Here is a 21,104-nt window from a genome sequence, read left to right as displayed (position 1 = left end):
TTACATAAAAGCTATTAAACAAAAAAAGTGAGCAACATCTAAATAGATAAAGCTCACTTTATAATACTATTAATTGAAAATTACTTTTTTTCTGGAGCTAAGTATTTTTTACTTAATTCCATAGAAATAGCAGAACGTTCAAATTTAATTTTTCCTGCACCAGTTTCTATTGTTACAGTATTATCTGTAGCATTAACTTCTGCAATTTTACCATGAATACCACTTGAAGTAATCACTTTTGCACCTTTTTTAATTTCTGATTGAAAAGACTTTTCTTTTTTCTGACGATTCATTTGAGGTCTTATCATAAAGAAATATAAGACTAAAATCATTGCTAAAAAAGGCAACATACTTGTTAAACTTCCTGCATCAAATTGTAAAAACATTGTTGTAAACATCTTATTGTTTTGCTTTTGGTATTACAGAACCTTTTAAGGTAAGAACTTCTCTACCTGCTTCTGTATTCGTTGTTAATGTAACCGTTTTTAATTGTCTATTTGGTTTTCCTGAAGTATTAAATTTCACTGCAATCTCACCTGTTTCTCCTGGTTTTATTGGATCTTTAGGCCAAACAGGAACTGTACAACCACAAGAACCTACTGCTTTTGTAATTACTAAATCAGTTTCACCAATGTTAGTAACATTAAATACTGTTTCTACAATAACCCCTTCATCTACAGTACCAAAATCATACTCTTTTTTATCAAGTGAAATTAATGCTGTTCCTTTTTTAATTTCTACATCTCTAGAAATTGCTTTGTTTAAATTTTCTTTATTAATTTTTGCTGATGGATTTGCGTCTTTACAAGAAGTAAATCCAATCACAGAAACTATAAATGCTAATAAAATTGTTACTTTTTTCATTGTGATTAATATTTTGTGTAAAAATAACAAATTAATGCTCTAAAACAATTAAGTTACAGTAAACCTCTCCCTATTTTAACAATTCTTTTATTTTCTATAAAATCTCTTGAGATTTTATCTAAAACTCCATTTATAAAATAACTACTCTTTTCTGTAGAATAATCTTTAGAGATTTCTATATATTCATTAATTGTAACTCTTGTTGGTATCGATGGAAAATTCATAAACTCTGTTAAAGACATTTTAATAAGAATCATATCTATATCTGCAATTCTATCTGTTTCCCAGTTTGGTGTCTTTTCAGTAATATCTTGCTCGTACTCTTTATGTTTTAAAACAGTTTTTCTAAACAATTGAGATACAAAATCTTCATCATCTTTATCTTTATAAAGACTGCTTAAGAAAAAAGTACTGTTCTCTTTTTGCTTACTTAAAGTTTTTACAACCCAAGTATTTACAAAAGGAATATCATCTACCCAAGAAATCATTGTATCTTCAAAAAATGCTCCTAACTTATCATTTGGAGCAATAATTTCTTTGAAAAAATCAATAACAAAAGCTTTATCTGCTTTAAAAGACTCCTCTTCTGTTTCTAAATAGTTTTTGTACAAATCGCTTTTTTGCAATTCCTCAAAAATAATTCTTACATATTCTTTATCTAATTCCCAGTTGTTTAAATTGTTTAGTTCAATATAACCTTCAACACTTATGCTTTCTGCAATTGTGTTTATAATTTTATTGTCTATAAATTTAGTGTTTGGCCTTAAATCTTCTTTAGTAGCAAGAATTTTCTTTTTTGAAAGCGCCATTTTTTTAGCTGCCAGTTTCTGTACTTCAACCAATAATTGAAGATTTAAAACATACAAATCGTACATTTTTAAGATACTATGTTTTAAAAATTTTTCTTCTCTAATGATATCATCATTATGAGACTGCAACATAGCGTACACAGATTGCATTACTTTAACTCGAATATGTCTTCTGTTAATCATTTTCTAAAGAACTTATTTTAAAAAAATGCGAAAGAATTTTCTTACGCGATGCAAAAATAGTACTATTTTATTTTTATTCTCTTATGATTCCTGTTCTTTTTTATGTTTTGTTTTTACTTTTTTTCAAGTGCATCAAATATTACTGTATTACTTTTAAACGTGTATCTTCGTACTTGTATATAAAATATAAAATTCTACTTATTATTTAACATAATAATAAGTTACTTTATTCATATTAATAGTAATTTTATTTCCTTAAAATTTAGTTCTCATTGAAGGCATTACACTACTTAAATAAATATTTTTCTAAATACAAATGGCGATTAATAGTCGGTATTTTAATTACAATTCTTTCTAAGCTTTTAGCATTGAAAATTCCACAAATTATTAGAGACTCTCTAAATGTGGTTGAAGATTATCAAAATGGAAAAATTACAGACTTAGAAGAAGTTAAGCATCAATTATTAATAAATGTACTTATTATTATTGGTGTTGCATTGGTTGCAGGTTTCTTTACCTTTTTAATGAGACAAACAATAATTGTAACTTCTAGATTAATAGAGTTTGATTTAAAAAACGAGATCTACCAGCAATATCAAAAATTATCCCTCAATTTTTACAAAAAAAATAGAACTGGTGATTTAATGAACAGAATAAGTGAAGACGTTTCTAAAGTAAGAATGTACGTTGGACCTGCAATTATGTACACAATGAACATGATTGTACTTTTTGTAGTAGGTTTTACACAAATGATTAATGTAGATGTAAAACTAACCTTGTATACACTTTTACCATTTCCTATATTATCAGTTTCAATATTTATATTGAGTAAAGTAATTCATAAAAGAAGTGCAATTGTGCAAGAGTATTTATCTAAATTAACCACATTTAATCAAGAATTTTTCTCTGGAATTAATGTGGTTAAGTCGTATGGAATTGAACCTTCAATCATTAAAGATTTTGATGAAATTGCAGATGAAAGCAAAGAGAAAAATATAGACTTACACAAAGCGAATGCATTATTTTTCCCTTTAATGGTTTTCTTAATTGGTATTAGTAATTTACTGGTAATTTATGTTGGAGGAAAACAATATATAAATGGAGAAATTCAAATAGGAATTATTATAGAATTTATGCTTTATGTTAACATTCTTACATGGCCAGTTGCAGTTGTTGGCTGGGTAACTTCTATGGTTCAGCAAGCTGAAGCTTCTCAAATGAGAATTAATGAGTTTTTAGAACAAGTTCCAGAAATTCAAAGTACAAATACTTCTACAACAAATCTAGAAGGAAATGTTACTTTTAAAGAGGTTACTTTTACGTATGATGATACAAATATTACCGCTTTAAAAAATATTAGTTTTTCTGTAAAAACAGGAGAAACACTCGCTATTTTAGGAAAAACGGGTTCAGGGAAATCTACAATTATAGAGTTAATTTCTAGATTGTATGACACTAAAATAGGAACCGTTTTTTTAGATAATACACCAATTAAAGAAGCTAATTTAGATAACGTAAGAAGTCAAATTGGTTTTGTTCCTCAAGATCCGTTCTTATTTTCTGATACCATTGAAAACAATATAAAATTTGGAAAAGAAGACGCTACTGAAGAAGAAATAATAAATGCTGCTAAAAATGCAGCGGTACATGATAATATTATTGAATTTACAAATGGATATAAAACTATTTTAGGAGAACGTGGAGTAACTTTATCTGGTGGACAAAAACAACGTGTTTCTATTGCTAGAGCAATTATTAAGAACCCTAAAATTCTAATTTTTGACGATTGTTTGTCTGCTGTAGACACAGAAACTGAAGAAAAAATATTATCAAACTTAGAAAAAGTATCTAAAAATAAGACTACTTTTATTATTAGTCACAGAGTTTCATCTGCAAAAAATGCAGATAAAATTATTGTTTTAGATCAAGGAGAAATTATACAACAAGGAACTCACAATCAACTAATAAAGCAAGAAGGGTACTATAAAAACTTGTATGAACAACAACTTTTAGAAAAATAAATTTAATCTTTAACATTGCTACGTAAAATATTTTGTTAGATTTGTTGAGTAAAAAAAATTATTATAACTACTATTTAAAAAAAATTATGGCCGATAGAGTTGAACAGGAGGAGATTTTTTCTCAAGTATTGAGAGCAGGAAGAAGAACTTATTTTTTTGATGTTAGAGCAACAAAAGCAGATGATTATTACTTAACTGTTACAGAAAGTAAGAAATTTACACATGATGATGGTACTTTTCATTATCAAAAACACAAAATTTATTTGTACAAAGAAGATTTTTCAGATTTTCAAGAAATGCTAACAAAAGCAACAGATTATATCGTTGCAGAAAAAGGAGATGAAGTAATTAGTGAACGTCATCAAAAAGATTTTAAGAAAGAAGAAACTACAGAAGATGCTGCAGACGAAGTTAAGTCTACAGAAAGCTTTACAGACGTTTCTTTTGACGATATATAACAGTCTTACACTGTATAAAGTTTAGTTTTTTTTGAGTTATGAAACTCTTTATAAAAAATAATTAATTCAAATGCAATTTACAAAGAAAAAAGCGCAAACAATACTGTTTGCGCTTTTTAATTTTATCATTTAAACTATTACAAAACTCGTTTCATAACTTTACTTTTTGCAACGGTTTCCTCCCATTCTTTCTTAGCATTACTATCTTTTGTAATTCCTCCTCCAATAAAAATTGATGCTGTATTATTTTCAATATGCATGCATCGTAAATTCACAAAAAGGGTTGAATTTTGAGTTTCTTTATTCTTAAAATTAAGTTCTCCTAAAAAACCAGTATAAAAACTTCTATTATAGTTTTCATTTTTAAGAATAAACTCTCTTGCTTTTTCTCTGGGCAAACCACAAACAGCGGGTGTTGGATGCAATGCTCTAATTAATTTTTTTAATGTAGACTTTCCATTTATCTCGCCTTCTACTTTTGTTCGCAAATGCAACAAACTACCTGCTTTTATCGTTTCTATTTTATCAATTTTTAAATTAAATGCAATACCTTTAAGTTGATACACTATAAAATTGGTAACTAGTTGCTGCTCTTCTAGCTCTTTGTTTTTCCAAACAACATTTTCTTCACCACTAAAAACCTGGGTTCCGGCTAAAGACATTGTTTTAAAAGAAGTGTTTTCTAAATTTAAAAGTGTTTCTGGAGTAGCGCCAAGCCACAACCCTACTTTTGGATGATACCAAACATAAACAAAAGCATTTTGATACGTTTGTAGTAATTTCTTGTAAATTTTAAGTACATCAAAATCAGTAATTTCTACAGTCTCTTTTCTTGAAACAACTACTTTTTCTAGTTCTTTATCATTAATAACATCGATTGCTTTTTCTACAAGATGAATATGACTCTTTTTTGATGATTCATCAATTTCAAAATCATTATTGTAGAGAAAACTATCTTCTAAATGAAGATTTTCTTTAATAAATTCTGATTTTGATAATGGCATTAAAATGGATTTTTCTTCACCATTAAAAGGCGAAAATACAAAACCGCTTTCTTTAAAATCATCTGTATAATAAAGAGTTTCATCTTCTAAAAATACCCCGGAGATTTCATTAGAATTTGGTTTTCTATAAACTACAAAAGGAAGTTTTTTTTCGTAGCAATTTTCTATTTTTTTAAAAATATTCATATTACCTTCTTTCTAAAACAATATTTGTCATTTTGGCTACAGAAATTAAATTATCTTCTTCATCAACAATTGTAACCTCCCATAAATGAGTAGATTTTCCTTTATGAATATTTTTAGCAGTAGCAAAAACAACTCCTTCTCGTTTACTTTTAATATGATTTATAGAAAGCTGAATTCCGTTTATAAATTGCGTTTTACTATCAATAAAAAAATTTGAAGCCGCGCTGCCAACACTTTCAGCTAAAGCAGCAGTTGCGCCACCATGAAGCTGTCCATAAGGTTGATGAACGCTAGAGTTTACTGGCATTTTTGCTATTAAAAAATCATCACCAACAGCAATATATTCAATATCAAGCGTTTCCATTAATGTATGTTTAGAACGCTCATTAAATGCTTTTAATATCGCTTTTTTATCCATGTCTTTTTATTTATAATGTAAAAGTACATATAAAAAATTGTATTTTTGCAGTTAAGAAATTAAACCATTTCATGTACAAAATACGCGTAATTCTAGACATCAAAGAAGATATAATTAGAACTATTTTAGTTGATAACATTATAAATCTTGAAACTTTACATTTAACTATTGCAAAATCTTTTGGTTTTAAAGGGCAAGAAATGGCTTCCTTTTATAAAACTGATGAAGAGTGGAATCAAGGGGAAGAAATTCCGTTATTTAACATGGAAGAAATTGGTGAAGGTATTTCTATGCAAACGTGCCTATTAAATGAAACCTTACCTGAAGAGAACAATAAACTTATTTATGTTTATGATTTTTTAAAGATGTGGACATTTTATGTTGAAGTTATTGAAATTTCTGATGAAAAGAAAGAAGGCTTACCTCAAATTATTCTTACTGTGGGCGAAATACCTAGTGAAGCTCCAGAAAAAGAATTTGTTGCAGATAAAACAGAAGATCTATTTGATGAAGAAGGAGATATTGATGATGAATTTGGCAATTTTGATGATTATGATTTTAATGAATATTAACAAAAACGTATACCTGTTTAAGCTGTTAATTGTGTAAATATCTGTGCAAAAACCTTAATTTGTGGTTTTAACGATTAAACAATTACACTTTTTAACAATATCACTTTTTTCAGTAACAAAATTGTAAATTAGTCGTCTTACTTTATATAACTGACTAAAACAATTTCTTTGGAAACTATCTTATCACTTAAAAACCTCGATAAAAAATACGGACACGTTCATGCTGTAAATAATCTTTCTTTTGATATACAAAAAGGAAATGTTTATGGGATTCTAGGTCCAAATGGAAGTGGAAAATCTACTACTTTAGGTATTATTTTAAATGTTGTTAACAGAACTTCTGGTGAATTTTCCTGGTTTAACGGAAAATTATCTACACATGAAGCCTTAAAAAAAGTTGGAGCAATTATTGAGCGACCAAATTTTTATCCTTACATGACAGCAGATCAAAACCTGAAGCTAATCTGTAAAATTAAAGGAATATCAACAGACAAAATCGACGAGAAACTAAAAACTGTAAATCTTTTTGAAAGAAAAAACAGTAAGTTTAAAACGTTTTCTTTAGGTATGAAACAGCGTTTAGCAATTGCATCTGCTTTGTTAAATGATCCAGAAATTTTAATATTAGATGAACCTACAAATGGATTAGATCCTCAAGGAATTCATGAAATTCGTCAAATTATAAAAGATATTGCAAGTAACGGAACAACAATTCTATTAGCTTCTCACCTATTAGATGAAGTAGAAAAAGTGTGTTCTCATGTAGTTGTTATTAGAAAAGGAGTAAAACTATATAGTGGTACTGTTGATGAAATGACCGCTTCTAATGGTTTATTTGAATTAAAAGTTGATGAAAATGAAGATAAATTAATTAGTCTTTTACAAGAACACCCTTCAATTGACAAAATAACAAAAGAGCATGAAACTATAATTGCTACTTTAAAAAGTGAGATTTCATCTACAGAAATCAATAAATACTTGTTTGATAAAGGTTTTATTTTATCTCATTTGGTAAAACGTAAACCAAGTTTAGAACAACAATTTTTAGATTTAACAAACAACAACTAATCCACTGAATAGCAGTTCGAGTGATTTCATTTTTACGAAATTTTATCGAAAACAAATTCACAAAAGATACCACATCATGTTTAGACTACTAACTATAGAATTTCATAAATTAAGACACAATACCGCTAGTAAAGTACTGTCAATCATCTATTTTGCCTTATTAACTTCCATTGCATTAATTGCTGCAATAAAGTTTGATATTGGGCCAATAAAGTTTCATTTAGCAGAAATGGGGATTTTTAATTTTCCTTATATCTGGCACTTTAATACATATATGGCTGCTATTTTAAAGTTCTTTTTATTACTTGTTATTGTTTCTATGATCGCAAATGAATACAGTTATAAAACATTAAAACAGAATTTAATAGATGGCTTGAGTAAAAAGGAATTCATTTTATCAAAATTCTATGCTGTAATTGCTTTTGCGTTAATATCAACCGTATTTGTTTTTGTGGTTTCATTAATTTTAGGATTCTCATATTCAGATTACAATGAACTGTCAATTATAACTTCAGATTTAGAATATATTTTAGCCTTTTTTATTAAGCTAGTAGGTTTTTTCTCTTTCGGGTTATTTTTAGGTATTCTTGTAAAAAGATCTGCTTTTGCGGTTGGCGCAATGTTGGTTTGGTTAATTGGAGAAAGCATGTTTAAAGGATATTTATTTTGGACTTTTAAAAGTGCTGAAAACACTTCAGAAAAAGTGGATAGCATTATGCAATTTTTGCCTTTAGAGGCAATGACAAACTTAATAAAAGAACCTTTTTCTAGATTAGGTGCAGTTAGATCTGCTGCAAATTCAATGGGAGAAACAATTAACAAAAGTTATGCCGTAGACTTTAGCACAATCATTATTGTAAGTGTTTGGACATTCATTTTTATCTATTTGTCTTACGCTTTATTAAAAAAGAGAGATTTGTAATACTATTTAAATAAATTTGACGTTTGTTATGTTATAAATAGTCAAATGAAAAAAGTAACCCCTATATTACTCTTCTTCATGGCATTAAATTTATTCTCTCAAAAAGAGGCTAATTTTTGGTACTTTGGAAAAAATGCTGGTGTAAATTTTAACACAACTCCTCCTACAGGAGTTACTAATGGAAAAATAAATACAGACGAAGGTTGTTCCTCCTTTTCTGACTTTAATGGTAATTTATTATTTTACTCTGATGGTATTTCTGTTTTCAACAAAAACCATGTTGTTATGAATTATAGCAATGGAAATCCTGGAAATGATTTACAAGGAAACCCAACAAGTACTCAATCTGGTATGATTATTCCTAAGCCAGGGTCTGCAACAATTTACTATTTATTTACGGTTGGAACAGATGCTGTTTTAAGTACAGAGCCTGAAAACCCAGGTTTCAATTTTTACACCATAGATATTTCTAAAAACAACAATTTAGGAGAAATTATAGAAGGACCAATAAATTTGGCTATAGACCCAAATACGAATTCTGATTTAAGTGAAAATTGGTCAGAAAAAGTAGCTGCTGTTCAAGGAAAAGAGTGTAATACTTTTTGGGTGGTATCTTTTGTACAAAACACATTTTTTGCATATAAAATAGATGTTTCTGGAGTTAGAGTTTCAGATGTGGTTACTAGTAGAGTAAACTTTACTGCGAAAGATAAAAGAGGGTATTTAAACATATCACCAGATGGAACTAAAATTGCCTTTGCAGACTATAATCAAATTAGCATATCTAAAATTGGAAGTTTATTATTATTTGATTTTAATAATGAAAGTGGAGTTGTTAGCCTAAATCCAGAAGTTTTAATTCCTAATTTTTCAAACAATTCTCCTTATGGCGTTAGTTTTTCTAGAAATAGTAAAAAATTATATGCCTCAACTTATGATGACAAATTTAATATCTATCAATTTGACTTAAATCAAACAGATATCGCTTCTAGCAGAACTAAAATTATAACTAAGAATGGGTATAGAGGTGCACTTCAATTGGGACCAGATGGAAAAATTTATATTTCTATTCCAGATAAAAATCATTTAGATGCTATTGAAAACCCTAATGCTGCTGCAAATAAAATTATATACACGAACAATGCAATTAATTTAGGAGGAAAACTAACAGGCCAAGGTTTACCTCCATTTATTTCCTCTTTACTAATTCCTATAGAAATTACAGAAGAAGTTTCAAATCAAGTAGTAAACGATGAAAATTTGCAGTTTTGTACTGGAGATAACAAAACATTTATTCCAGAACCTCTTACAGGTACAAATATTATGTACCAATGGTTTTTTAATGATGAAACCATTCCAATAGACACAAATCCTAATTTAACTCTTAATAATTTATCAAAAGCGAATAGTGGAAAATATACTTTAATTGTTAATCTTACTAATGAATGTGGTATTTCAACTCAACGTGAAGGCGCTTTTAATATTGAGGTTTTTGATGCGGCTAGTGCAAAAAAACCAACAGATATTATCTTTTGTAATACTGATTTAACACAAGCATATAGTTTTGATTTAGAAGCACTAAAAAATACAGAAATTTTAGACGGATTAGATTCAACAGTTTTTAATGTTTTATATTTTGATACTTTAGAAAAAGCGAATGACAATATTGTGGGCACAAATTTAACGATCCCTTATCTAGTTAGTGAGGCAAGTTCTCAGGTAATTTATGTAAGAGTTGTTAATAAAATTGTACCCAATACTTGTTTTGCCTTTACAAGTTTTACTCTTGAAGTAACAAGTGAACCAAAACCAATACAACCAACAGATTACAGATTGTGTGATGACGCAGCAAGTACAGGTGGAGATACAGATGGTGTTACTAATAGCTTTAGATTAAGCACAAAGGATGCTGAAATTTTAGGAACACTTAGTGCATTACAATACACTGTTTCTTATCATACTGCAATTGCAGATGCCCAAACGAGCAGCACAACAAATGCTATTGATAAAAATGCTGACTATCAAGTTACCAATACTCAAACAATATATGTAAGAGTTGAAAATAAAGTGAATGTTGATTGTTATATAGTTTCAGATGATACAGCAGGAAGTTCATTTACTTCTTTTCAATTAATTGTAGATCCTTTGCCGGTTATTAAAACAAACCCTGTAATTATTAAACAATGTAATGACAACCCTGATTTAATAGCCACATTTAACCTAACTGAAGCTGAAATTAGTATCTCAGACAATAGAGCAAATGAAACTTTTGAATATTATAACACAGAAGCTGAAGCAATTGCAGGTACGCCACAAGTTGCTAATAAATTAATGTACTTCGTTAATAATACTGGTGAAGCTTGGGTTAGAACAATCTCTAAACAAGGATGTTATAAAATTTCTAAATTAGAATTAATTGTTTCTTTTGCTAGTGATGTTGATTATAATAGAACTTTTATAGCTTGTGATGATTTTTTAGATGCTGATGGTAATAATACTGCAGCTAATTCAAATACAGATGGAATTACTTTTTTCGATTTTAGTGAAGCTGAACAAGAAGTTATGAACTTGTTCCCTGCATTAATTCAACCAAGTTTAGAAATATTATTTTATGAAACAATTGCAGATAGAAATGCTTCTGTCAATGAAATTCCTGACATTTCTAATCATAGAAATAATAATGATCCTTCATACGTTAATAGCCAAATAATCTACATCAAAATAAAAAATAAAGTAAATAATAATTGTTCTAGTATTGGGCAATTTACTTTAACAATACAACCGTTTCCATTAATAAATAAACCTTCAGATTTCAATCTTTGTGATGATGCTCTTTCTGGCAGCACAACAGATGGCATTACAAATAGCTTTAGATTAAGTACTAAGGATGCTGAAATTTTAGGAACACTTAATCCATTACAATACACTATTTCTTATCATACTGCAATTGCAGATGCCCAAACGAGCAGCACAACGAATGCTATTGATAAAAATGCTGACTATCAAGTTACCAACACTCAAACAATATATGTAAGAGTTGAAAATAAAGTGAATGTTAATTGTTATATAGTTTCAGATGATACAGCAGGAAGTTCATTTACTTCTTTTCAATTAATTGTAGATCCTTTGCCTGTTATTAAAGCAAACCCTGTAATTATTAAACAATGTGATGACAACCCTGATTTAATAGCCACATTTAACCTAAGTGAAGCTGAAATTAGTATCTCAGACAATAGAGCAAATGAAACTTTTGAATATTATAACACAGAAGCTGAAGCAATTGCAGGTACGCCTCAAGTTGCTAATAAATTAATGTATTTTGTTAATAATACTGGTGAAGCTTGGGTTAGGACAATCTCTAATCAAGGATGTTATAAAATATCTAAATTAGAATTAATTGTTTCTTTTGCTAGTGATGTTGATTATAACAGAAATTTTATTGCTTGTGATGATTTTTTAGATGCTGATGGTAATAATACTATAGCTAATTCAGATACAGATGGAATTACTTTTTTCGATTTTAGTGAAGCTGAACAAGAAGTTATGAACTTGTTCCCTACATTAATTCAACCAAGTTTAGAAATATTATTTTATGAAACAATTGCAGATAGAAATGCTTCTGTAAATGAAATTCCTGATATTTCTAATCATAGAAATAATAATGATCCTTCTTACATTAATAGCCAAATAATCTACATCAAAATAAAGAATAAAGTAAATAATAATTGCAGTGGTATTGGACAACTTACTTTAACAGTACAACCGTTTCCATTAGCAAATAAACCTTCAGATTTTAATCTTTGTGATGATGCACTATCTGGCAGCACAACAGATGGCCGTAATTCAAATATTAATCTTAGAAACAACGTTAGTGATATCTTAGGAGCAACGCAAACTGAAACAGATTATATTGTTTCTTTTCATACTACTGCAATTGGTGTAAATACAAATGCAGATCTTATTACAAACGATACTAATTTCACAAACACTGTTCCTATAAGTTTTACTTTAGGTGATATTAGTGAACAGATTATTTATGTTCGTGTACAAGACAGAAATGGAAATACACAATGTTTTAACAACAACGTGTCTTTTAAAATAATTGTAAATCCTAATCCTTTAGTTTCTACAACAATCACACCTCTTGCAGTATGTGATGTTGCCACTCCTTCAGATAGTAACACTAGAAATAGAATTGCTCAAAACATTGATTTAACGTCGAAAGACACTGAAATCTTAGCTGGTAGAACAAGTCGAGTTGCTTATTATCTAACGCAACAAGATGCTGAAAATGGAAACGAAATAACGAATTCTACTGATTTTGAAAACACAACAAGTGAAACTATTTTTCCTGCTAATTTTAATACAGATGACCCAGGAATTGAAACAATTTTCTTTAAAGTAATTGATTTAGTTGGAAATACGTGTGAATCTGATATTTCTACTTTCGAGCTTTTAGTGTATCCAGAATCAAACATCCCTATTAATATTTCTGATTATTCTGATTGTGACAACACTTCTGATCGTTTTGAAGATGATAACAATGGAATTAATGGAGATATTACTTTAAAAAATAAAATACCAGAAATTCTTGCCAACTACCAACCAAGTGAATTTACAGATTTCACTATTACTTTTTACACTTCTTTAGCAGATGCTGAAGCTGGAAATTTGGCACTAGCGATTGATGAAAATACGTTTGAAAACAAACGTAACAATCAAACTATTTATGTACGTGTTGAAAACACAAAAAACGCTCCTACTATTTGTGCACATACACGCTTATCTTTTAACCTAAATATTACTCCTTTACCAGATTTTAGGGTTACCCCTCAAGTTTTGTGCTTAAACTACACAGATCCTCATATCCTTGAAGCTGAAAATCCTGCTGGTGAATATAATTATGAATGGATAGATAAAAATGGAACTACTTTAGGTACAGACCAAACTTTAATTATAAAAGAAGGTGGAGAATATACGTTAACAGCAACAGATAAAACAACTACATGTAGCAGCACTAAAACTATGTATGTAAAAGAATCTGAAAAAGCGACCTTATTAGAAGAGTATGTAACCATTATTGAAGAATCTATCAGTATTAATTCTCAAGATAATATATCAATATTTATAGATACTCTTAAAAATTCTTTAGGAAAAGGCGACTATCAATTTGCTTTAAGAAACGAAGATAATGGTGAAAGAATTCCTATAATTGGTTTTCAAGATGCCCCTCTTTTCGAAAATCTGAAAGGTGGAATTTACACCATTATCGTACATGATAAAAATGGATGTATCGCAGATGAAGAATTAATAATTTCTGTAATTCAATACCCAAAATTCTTTACACCAAATGATGATGGAATTAAGGATACTTGGATGGTAATAGGTGTTGGAAAAATTATTTATAGCCTTAATAGTAGTATCAATATTTTTAATAGATATGGAAAATTAATTGCCCAATTACCAATTGATGGACCCGGTTGGGATGGTACTTATAATGGCAAACTAATGCCTTCGAATGATTATTGGTTTAATGTTCAACTAATTCCTATAGATCCTCGTAAATCTATTATATTTAAAAAAGGACATTTCTCATTACTGAGAAAGTAAATCTCACTTTTTAAAACTTTAAAAAAATGCGGATATTTTACAAAAAAGTATCCGTATTTTTACATTATGGAATTTAAATTGGTGTCAGAATTTTCTCCAACAGGAGATCAACCACAAGCAATAAAGCAACTTTCTACAGGAATTTTAGCCGGAGAAAGGTTTCAAACACTTTTAGGGGTAACAGGTTCTGGAAAAACATTTTCTGTGGCAAATGTTGTACAAGAAGTGCAAAAACCAACCTTAGTTTTAGCTCATAATAAAACATTAGCAGCTCAATTATATTCAGAATTTAAACAGTTTTTCCCAGAAAATGCTGTAGAATATTTTGTTTCCTATTATGATTATTATCAACCTGAAGCCTACATTCCAGTAACTGGAACTTATATAGAAAAAGATTTATCTATTAATGAAGATATTGAGCGTTTACGTTTAAGTACCACTTCTTCCCTACTTTCTGGTAGAAGAGATGTGATTGTTGTTGCCTCGGTTTCTTGTTTATACGGAATTGGAAATCCCATAGAATTTAAGAAAAATGTGATTCCGGTAGCAGTTGGACAACAAATTGCAAGAACAAAATTTTTACATCAATTAGTACAGAGTTTATATTCTAGAACAGAACACGAAATAAAAAGTGGCACCTTCAAAGTAAAAGGAGATGTGGTAACTATTTATCCGTCTTATGGAGATAATGGCTATAGAGTTCACTTTTTTGGCGATGAAATTGAAGAAATAGAATCCTTTGATTTAGAAAGTAATACGGTGCTAGAAAAATTTGAAGAACTCACCATTTATCCTGCAAACTTGTTTGTAACATCACCAGATGTACTTCAAAATGCCATTCATCAAATTCAGGAAGATATGATGAAGCAAGTAGATTATTTTAAAGAAATTGGCAAACATCTAGAAGCAAAACGATTAAAAGAAAGAACAGAATTCGATTTAGAAATGATACGTGAATTAGGGTATTGTTCTGGAATTGAAAATTATTCTCGTTATTTAGACGGGCGAGAACCAGGAACAAGACCTTTCTGTTTGTTAGATTATTTTCCAGATGATTATTTAATGGTGATTGATGAAAGTCATGTTACAATTCCGCAAACACATGCAATGTATGGTGGAGATAGAAGTAGAAAAGAAAACTTAGTAGAATATGGTTTTAGATTAGCAGCTGCCATGGACAATCGTCCTTTAAAATTTGAAGAATTTGAAGAAATTCAGAATCAAGTAATCTATGTTTCTGCAACTCCTGCAGATTATGAACTTCAAAAAACAGAAGGTGTTTTTGTAGAACAAGTTATTAGACCCACAGGTTTATTAGATCCAATTATAGAAATAAGACCAAGTTTAAATCAGATAGATGATTTAATTGAAGAAATACAAATACGAGTAGAAAAAGACGAACGTACTTTGGTGACCACATTAACCAAAAGAATGGCAGAAGAACTCACCAAATATTTAACTAGAGTTGCAATACGTTGTAGATATATTCATTCTGATGTAGATACATTAGAGCGTGTAGAGATAATGCAAGATTTACGTAAAGGTTTGTTTGATGTTTTAATTGGAGTCAACCTTTTACGTGAAGGTTTAGATTTACCAGAAGTTTCTTTGGTTGCTATTTTAGATGCAGATAAAGAAGGTTTTTTAAGAAGCCACAGATCTATAACACAAACTGTTGGTAGAGCAGCAAGAAACGTAAATGGTTTGGCTATTTTGTATGCTGATAAAATTACCAAGAGTATGCAAAAAACCATGGATGAGACAGACCGAAGAAGAGAAAAACAAATTGCATATAATACAAAACACAACATCACTCCTACTCAGATTAATAAAAGAATTGATGATACGTTATCTAAATCTGCCGTTTCTAGTTATCATTATGACAACGCAAAACAAGTTGCTGCTGAACAAGATTTACAATACTTACCAAAAGAAGAAATAGAAAAACGAATTAGGCAAAAACGCAAACATATGGAAGCTGCTGCCAAATCTTTAGATTTTATTGTTGCTGCACAATTACGTGATGAAATTGCTGTTTTAAAAGAAAAACTATAAATTACTTAAGAAAAAACAGGTGTTTACATGCACTATTTTCTCCTTCCAAAAAGCGAACTTGGCTAACGCCGATTATAAGTCACTTGTACTGAAATTGATTCAGTATTAAAACGACATATAATTGTCTTAAATTGTGCGTAATTATTTAACTGAACTAAACAAAATTTGCCGTATACATTTAAAACTAATTCTATGAGTAAAAGTTATGCCTTCGGGTTTTTAAAACCTAAAGTGGAAAGAACTCAATATGATAATAAACTTTATAGTCAAGTATTACTTCTTTCTTGTTCAGACAACACTAGCTCTCCCGATATTTTATACAAATATTTCCCATTAGGAGTAAATGGTAATGAGGACTATACAGCTAGATTTTTAAGTACTTTAAACGAAGGTACCTTTTGGTTCTCTACAAAAAGATACTTAAATGACCCTTGTGAAATGTCATATGTAAAAGATTCAGCGGCTACATTTCCACCTTCAAATCCAAATGTTTTTACGTTTAAACCATTAAGCAAGGAGGTGGCTGAGAATTTTAATAAGTGTCGAATTTGTTGTTTTTCAGAATCTTGGAGAGAGGGACCAATGTGGGACAGATATTCGAACGGACAAAGTGGAGTTTGCGTAGGTTTCGACATCTCAAAGTTCAAGGAATATCTTTTTCCCGTAATATATCAGAATGATATTAATAAAAGGTTATTAGATGGAGAAGAAGGTTTGGTAACTGCATTTTCATTGAAAGAAGAATCTTGGTCATATGAAAAAGAGTGGAGAATGATTTATCCTTGGGCACCTTTCCTAATCCCCGAAAATATATCTAAAGAACCTTTGGGTTTATTACAATCTTTGGATATAGATATAAAAGAAATAGTATTTGGAAATAATATTGACAGTTCACAAATTGAAAGAATAATTCAGGAACATAATATCAATGACGATGTTAAACTATTTCAAACATTAATTGATAAAAAAATTGAAAGGACTGAAATTACATTACCAAAGATAAAACAGTTTTCTAAAAAGAAAATAGACTTGAAAGAGCTACACAATCTTCCTAAAATAAAGCTTTTCGGAAAAAGACAATAAGTAGATTTCAATAATATAAGCTTAAAACAACTTTGCATAAAAATGGCTAAAAAGATTGCTTAATTCAGTAAAATAGAATGTTTCTAAAACTTAAAAATACGGTTTCTAAACCGCTACTTTTCCTAGCCAAACCGTTAGCTAAACTCAAAAAATGGTATTAACTAAAAAATAACTTACTCCTTTTGTCCCCAAGGTGCACTTGGAGTTTCTATTTCTTTTGTTAAGTCAAATTTTACAGAAAAGAACCTATCTGTTCCAATTCTTCTTAGATTGTATGTAAAACTTGTTTTATCAACAGTAACCCACCAAACATTATTAGAAGCATACGGAATTAAACTAGCAGTTTCTTGGTCTGCTGGAAAAAACTGAATTCCTGCTAAACCCGTATTTGGGTTAGAACCTCCATATTGAGTAATTTTATCTTCAGAACCATCTTTGTGTCTATGATCGTGTTTTAATGTCATTAAATTGTTTTTACTCATTGTAAAAACCCAAGTTCTAGATTTATCATCACCAACAAAAAACGGAATTTTAATCGTATTTTCTTCACAAGAGCGAACATGCATTACTAATTTTTCGCCAGTAAAACCATCTCCAACTTTAGCTCCTGCAACAATTTCGCCTTGATAAGCTTTTCCACAATGTTCTTTTAAAGTATTCCAAAACACTACTGAATTAGGTAAATCTTGTGCTATTATTTGCAATGGAAATAGCATTAAAAATAGAATTTTCTTCATTTTTTTTGTTATAAACTAATATGAAGTAACAATATATATCAAAAAAACGTAATAAATAGTTAAGTTCTTTTTAAATAAGGAGATGCTAAAAGCTAACTAATATATTAAGTTGAATAAAAAATATTTTCTATCTAAAAATCAGCTATTTTTATCCGTGGAAAAATCGATAATGCAGAAATTTAGAAAATACATAGAATCTATTGCTACTATTAACGATGAGGATTGGTTGTTTTTTTCTTCTCTTTTAAAAAAGAGAGAATTTTCAAAGAAAAGTTCATTTCTAAAAAAAGGGGAAATAGAAAATAGTATTTCTTTTATAGAAAAAGGAGAGGTACGTTTGTTTATCCCTAAAGAAGACGAAGAAAAAGAAATAACTTTCGGTTTTAGTTTTCAGGGTGAATTTGTGAGCGCTTATGATTCATTTATAACACAAACACCATCACTTTACCAATTAGAAACGTTAACAGACACTGTACTTTGGAGCATCTCTTATACCGACTTACAGAAGGTTTATAAAACGACTAAAGTAGGAAATACGATAGGTCGTTATGTTTCTGAAAGATTATTTTTAATCAAATCTAAAAGAGAACAATCCTTATTAAATGACACACCAGAAGAACGCTATTTGAAGCTCTTTAAAGAGCGACCTAATGTTATAAAACAAATTCCTTTAAAATATATTGCATCTTATATTGGTGTAACTCCACAAGCTTTAAGTAGAATTAGAAAACGAATTTCTTAACTCAGGTTCATTGCACCAACTAATAGTACTCTCTAAATTTGCAGTATAATTTATACGCAAATGGAAGTAATATTATTATTTATTGTTTTATGGTATGGAGGTTTGTTTTTTCAAACTTTTTTTCTTCATAGATATGCTGCACATCAATCGTTTACGATGTCTAAAACTGCGGAAAAAATAACCTATTTTTTAACATGGTTGTTTCAAGGCGCTAATTATTTAAGTGCTTATGGTTATGGCGTAATGCACAGAATGCACCATGCATATGCAGATACAGAAAAAGATCCTCATTCACCTAAATATGATGAAAATGTGTTTGCGATGATGTGGAGAACAAAATCTACGTATCAAAATATTAATAAGAAAAAAATAGCAATTGATGATAAATTCACAAAGAATGTTCCTCAATGGTTTCGTTTTGATGCATTTGCTAGTTCTTATTATTCAAGAATTTTTTGGACAGTTTTATATATTTTATTTTTTATGAAATTTGCAACAACTTGGTGGCTTTGGTTGTTTTTACCACTAATTATATTAATGGCGCCTATACATGGAGTAATTATAAATTGGTATGCACACATTTATGGCTACGTTAACTTTAAAGTAAAAGATACCTCTAAAAACTTATTGCCTTTTGATTTTTTAATGATGGGAGAAGCATATCATAATAATCATCACAAACATGGTAGTAATGCTAATTTTGGTGGTGTAAGATGGCATGAAATTGACCCAACGTATGTGATAATGAAAGTACTTAATAAGTTACAACTTATTAAAATAAAATCTTAACTAAAATTATTTACAATCTTTATACAAGAGAGTAAATAGTAACTCATAAAAAAAAGCCTCACAAATTGTGAGGCTTTTTTACTAAATATATTTTCTAAGAAACTAAGAAGCTTCTAAAACTTCTTGAACTTTATCAGCAGCTTCTTGAAATTCTGTAGCAGAAATAATTTTCATTCCAGAATTGTCTATCAATTCTTTTGCTTCTTTAGCATTTGTTCCTTGTAATCTACAAATAATAGGCACATTAATTCTATCTCCCATACTTTTGTAAGCATCTACAACACCTTGTGCAACTCTGTCACAACGTACAATACCACCAAAAATATTTACTAAAATTGCTTTTACGTTAGGATCTTTTAAAATAATTCCAAAAGCAGTTTCAACTCTAGCTGCATCCGCAGTACCACCAACATCTAAAAAGTTAGCAGGTTCTCCTCCAGACTCTTTAATTAAATCCATAGTTCCCATTGCTAAACCAGCTCCATTTACCATACAACCAACATTTCCATCTAAATCTACATAGTTTAAACCTGCAGCTTTAGCTTCAACCTCAATAGGGTTTTCTTCACGTAAATCACGCATTTCTGCATAATCTTTATGTCTGTATAATGCGTTTTCATCTAAAGAAACTTTAGCATCAACTGCCATAATTTTATCATCAGATGTTTTTAAAACCGGATTAATTTCAAACATTGCAGAATCTGAACCAATGTATGCTTTGTATAAATTGGTAACAAATTTCACCATTTCTTTTAAAGCTCCTCCAGATAAACCTAAGTTAAAAGCAATTTTACGTGCTTGAAAAGGCATAATTCCTAATAAAGGATCTATTTCTTCAGTAAAAATTAAATGCGGAGTTTCTTCTGCAACAGTTTCAATATCCATTCCACCTTCTGTAGAATACATAATCATATTTCTACCAGTAGCTCTGTTTAATAAGACTGACATATAATATTCTTCTGGCTCAGAATCTCCAGGATAATATACATCCTCGCAAATTAAAACTTGGTTTACTTTTTTACCTTCAGCAGAAGTTTGTGGCGTAATTAACATCATACCTATAATGTCATTAGCAATACTTTCTACTTCTTGTAAATTTTTAGCCAATTTAACTCCTCCTCCTTTTCCACGACCACCTGCATGAACCTGAGCTTTAATAACGTGCCAACCTTTACCAGTTTCCGCAGTTAATTGTTTTGCTGCATCAACAGCTTCTTTATGATTGTGAGCAACAATTCCACGTTGAATTCTAACGCCAAAACTGCTTAAAATCTCTTTTCCTTGATATTCGTGTAAGTTCATTTGTAAATGTTTAAAACGGAGACAAAAATACAAATTCAAAGATGAAAGTTTATAAATTATTCAAGAAATTATAAAATAAAAAATTATTAACTCTTATATGGCTTTTTCCCTAATTGAAATCTACATCATCTCATATTAATATTTTTAATAATAGCTTACAAATTACACAAACATCTTATTTAAGATATATGTAATATTTACCTCTTGTAACAATCTGAATTTTGTGATGTCTTTTAAACAAATTAACATGATTTTATGATTTCCCCACCAAAAGGACCAAT

At 29.4% G+C, this 21,104-nt stretch carries 17 protein-coding genes; 10 read left to right on the top strand and 7 right to left on the bottom strand.

Translation table 11 applies throughout. The annotated features are described in order from the left end of the window. Positions 1 to 80: 80 nt before the first annotated feature. From yajC to nusB, 3 genes are read right to left on the bottom strand one after another with little or no spacing between them, the layout of a single operon-like run. Positions 81 to 398, bottom strand: a complete 318-nt coding sequence (gene yajC / locus BTO04_RS01355; RefSeq protein ID WP_087562779.1) for a preprotein translocase subunit YajC — start codon at positions 396 to 398, stop codon at positions 81 to 83. Between the two features lies 1 nt (position 399). Next, the gene (locus BTO04_RS01350) at positions 400 to 864 is read right to left on the bottom strand and encodes a DUF1573 domain-containing protein (RefSeq protein ID WP_087562778.1); all 465 of its coding nucleotides are present in this window, start codon (positions 862 to 864) and stop codon (positions 400 to 402) included. A gap of 53 nt (positions 865 to 917) precedes the next feature. Then, positions 918 to 1,856: a transcription antitermination factor NusB gene (gene nusB, locus BTO04_RS01345; protein ID WP_087562777.1), complete on the bottom strand. Its 939-nt coding sequence runs from the start codon at positions 1,854 to 1,856 to the stop codon at positions 918 to 920. 272 nt (positions 1,857 to 2,128) lie between these two features. Here nusB and BTO04_RS01340 point away from each other — a divergent pair, with 272 nt between their 5' ends. Next, on the top strand, positions 2,129 to 3,877 hold the full coding sequence (locus BTO04_RS01340) for an ABC transporter ATP-binding protein (RefSeq protein WP_087562776.1): 1,749 nt from the start codon (positions 2,129 to 2,131) through the stop codon (positions 3,875 to 3,877). An 86-nt stretch (positions 3,878 to 3,963) separates the two neighbouring features. Next, positions 3,964 to 4,335 (top strand): PUR family DNA/RNA-binding protein, encoded by a 372-nt coding sequence (locus BTO04_RS01335; RefSeq protein ID WP_087565297.1) that lies wholly within the window; start codon positions 3,964 to 3,966, stop codon positions 4,333 to 4,335. A gap of 137 nt (positions 4,336 to 4,472) precedes the next feature. On the opposite strand, the gene BTO04_RS01330 is transcribed toward BTO04_RS01335, so the two are convergent. Continuing rightward, positions 4,473 to 5,525, bottom strand: coding sequence for an isochorismate synthase (locus BTO04_RS01330; RefSeq protein ID WP_087562775.1), 1,053 nt, complete (start codon positions 5,523 to 5,525; stop codon positions 4,473 to 4,475). 1 nt (position 5,526) lies between these two features. Beyond that, complete coding sequence (locus BTO04_RS01325) at positions 5,527 to 5,943, bottom strand: PaaI family thioesterase (RefSeq protein WP_087562774.1); 417 nt, start codon at positions 5,941 to 5,943, stop codon at positions 5,527 to 5,529. A 71-nt stretch (positions 5,944 to 6,014) separates the two neighbouring features. Between BTO04_RS01325 and BTO04_RS01320 the strand changes: the two genes are divergently transcribed. From BTO04_RS01320 to BTO04_RS01295, 6 genes are all read left to right on the top strand, one after another. Beyond that, positions 6,015 to 6,515, top strand: coding sequence for a hypothetical protein (locus BTO04_RS01320; protein ID WP_087562773.1), 501 nt, complete (start codon positions 6,015 to 6,017; stop codon positions 6,513 to 6,515). Between the two features lie 168 nt (positions 6,516 to 6,683). Then, complete coding sequence (locus BTO04_RS01315) at positions 6,684 to 7,583, top strand: ABC transporter ATP-binding protein (RefSeq protein WP_087562772.1); 900 nt, start codon at positions 6,684 to 6,686, stop codon at positions 7,581 to 7,583. A gap of 76 nt (positions 7,584 to 7,659) precedes the next feature. Then, on the top strand, positions 7,660 to 8,505 hold the full coding sequence (locus BTO04_RS01310) for an ABC transporter permease (RefSeq protein WP_087562771.1): 846 nt from the start codon (positions 7,660 to 7,662) through the stop codon (positions 8,503 to 8,505). 45 nt (positions 8,506 to 8,550) lie between these two features. Then, entirely contained in the window at positions 8,551 to 14,115 is a 5,565-nt protein-coding gene (locus BTO04_RS01305) for a T9SS type B sorting domain-containing protein (RefSeq protein WP_087562770.1), read from the top strand. 66 nt (positions 14,116 to 14,181) lie between these two features. Further along, the gene (gene uvrB, locus BTO04_RS01300; protein WP_087562769.1) at positions 14,182 to 16,170 is read left to right on the top strand and encodes an excinuclease ABC subunit UvrB; all 1,989 of its coding nucleotides are present in this window, start codon (positions 14,182 to 14,184) and stop codon (positions 16,168 to 16,170) included. A 192-nt stretch (positions 16,171 to 16,362) separates the two neighbouring features. Next, complete coding sequence (locus tag BTO04_RS01295) at positions 16,363 to 17,253, top strand: DUF2971 domain-containing protein (RefSeq protein WP_087562768.1); 891 nt, start codon at positions 16,363 to 16,365, stop codon at positions 17,251 to 17,253. Between the two features lie 173 nt (positions 17,254 to 17,426). On the opposite strand, the gene BTO04_RS01290 is transcribed toward BTO04_RS01295, so the two are convergent. Next, positions 17,427 to 17,990, bottom strand: a complete 564-nt coding sequence (locus tag BTO04_RS01290; protein WP_087562767.1) for a hypothetical protein — start codon at positions 17,988 to 17,990, stop codon at positions 17,427 to 17,429. 169 nt (positions 17,991 to 18,159) lie between these two features. Here BTO04_RS01290 and BTO04_RS01285 point away from each other — a divergent pair, with 169 nt between their 5' ends. Both BTO04_RS01285 and BTO04_RS01280 read left to right on the top strand, forming a co-directional pair. Further along, positions 18,160 to 18,732: a Crp/Fnr family transcriptional regulator gene (locus BTO04_RS01285; RefSeq protein WP_087562766.1), complete on the top strand. Its 573-nt coding sequence runs from the start codon at positions 18,160 to 18,162 to the stop codon at positions 18,730 to 18,732. Positions 18,733 to 18,792: 60 nt separating this feature from the next. Beyond that, on the top strand, positions 18,793 to 19,521 hold the full coding sequence (locus tag BTO04_RS01280) for an acyl-CoA desaturase (protein WP_087562765.1): 729 nt from the start codon (positions 18,793 to 18,795) through the stop codon (positions 19,519 to 19,521). Between the two features lie 102 nt (positions 19,522 to 19,623). On the opposite strand, the gene sucC is transcribed toward BTO04_RS01280, so the two are convergent. Beyond that, positions 19,624 to 20,823, bottom strand: coding sequence for an ADP-forming succinate--CoA ligase subunit beta (gene sucC, locus BTO04_RS01275; RefSeq protein WP_087562764.1), 1,200 nt, complete (start codon positions 20,821 to 20,823; stop codon positions 19,624 to 19,626). Positions 20,824 to 21,104: the final 281 nt, after the last annotated feature.

The sequence above is a fragment of the Polaribacter sp. SA4-10 genome, from assembly GCF_002163835.1.
In the GTDB taxonomy this organism is placed as follows: domain Bacteria; phylum Bacteroidota; class Bacteroidia; order Flavobacteriales; family Flavobacteriaceae; genus Polaribacter.
Note: the sequence above shows the minus strand (reverse complement) of the source record. Positions and strands in the feature narration are given on the sequence as shown.

What these genes read in the sequence shown, in the direction of transcription:
- BTO04_RS01310 (WP_087562771.1), top strand. Translation starts at nt 7,660, where the DNA reads ATGTTTAGACTACTAACTATAGAATTTCATAAATTAAGACACAATACC.
- BTO04_RS01280 (WP_087562765.1), top strand. Translation starts at nt 18,793, where the DNA reads ATGGAAGTAATATTATTATTTATTGTTTTATGGTATGGAGGTTTGTTT.
- BTO04_RS01335 (WP_087565297.1), top strand. Translation starts at nt 3,964, where the DNA reads ATGGCCGATAGAGTTGAACAGGAGGAGATTTTTTCTCAAGTATTGAGA.
- BTO04_RS01285 (WP_087562766.1), top strand. Translation starts at nt 18,160, where the DNA reads ATGCAGAAATTTAGAAAATACATAGAATCTATTGCTACTATTAACGAT.
- sucC (WP_087562764.1), bottom strand. Translation starts at nt 20,823, where the DNA reads ATGAACTTACACGAATATCAAGGAAAAGAGATTTTAAGCAGTTTTGGC.
- BTO04_RS01330 (WP_087562775.1), bottom strand. Translation starts at nt 5,525, where the DNA reads ATGAATATTTTTAAAAAAATAGAAAATTGCTACGAAAAAAAACTTCCT.
- yajC (WP_087562779.1), bottom strand. Translation starts at nt 398, where the DNA reads ATGTTTACAACAATGTTTTTACAATTTGATGCAGGAAGTTTAACAAGT.
- BTO04_RS01350 (WP_087562778.1), bottom strand. Translation starts at nt 864, where the DNA reads ATGAAAAAAGTAACAATTTTATTAGCATTTATAGTTTCTGTGATTGGA.
- uvrB (WP_087562769.1), top strand. Translation starts at nt 14,182, where the DNA reads ATGGAATTTAAATTGGTGTCAGAATTTTCTCCAACAGGAGATCAACCA.
- nusB (WP_087562777.1), bottom strand. Translation starts at nt 1,856, where the DNA reads ATGATTAACAGAAGACATATTCGAGTTAAAGTAATGCAATCTGTGTAC.
- BTO04_RS01320 (WP_087562773.1), top strand. Translation starts at nt 6,015, where the DNA reads ATGTACAAAATACGCGTAATTCTAGACATCAAAGAAGATATAATTAGA.
- BTO04_RS01290 (WP_087562767.1), bottom strand. Translation starts at nt 17,990, where the DNA reads ATGAAGAAAATTCTATTTTTAATGCTATTTCCATTGCAAATAATAGCA.
- BTO04_RS01325 (WP_087562774.1), bottom strand. Translation starts at nt 5,943, where the DNA reads ATGGATAAAAAAGCGATATTAAAAGCATTTAATGAGCGTTCTAAACAT.
- BTO04_RS01295 (WP_087562768.1), top strand. Translation starts at nt 16,363, where the DNA reads ATGAGTAAAAGTTATGCCTTCGGGTTTTTAAAACCTAAAGTGGAAAGA.
- BTO04_RS01305 (WP_087562770.1), top strand. Translation starts at nt 8,551, where the DNA reads ATGAAAAAAGTAACCCCTATATTACTCTTCTTCATGGCATTAAATTTA.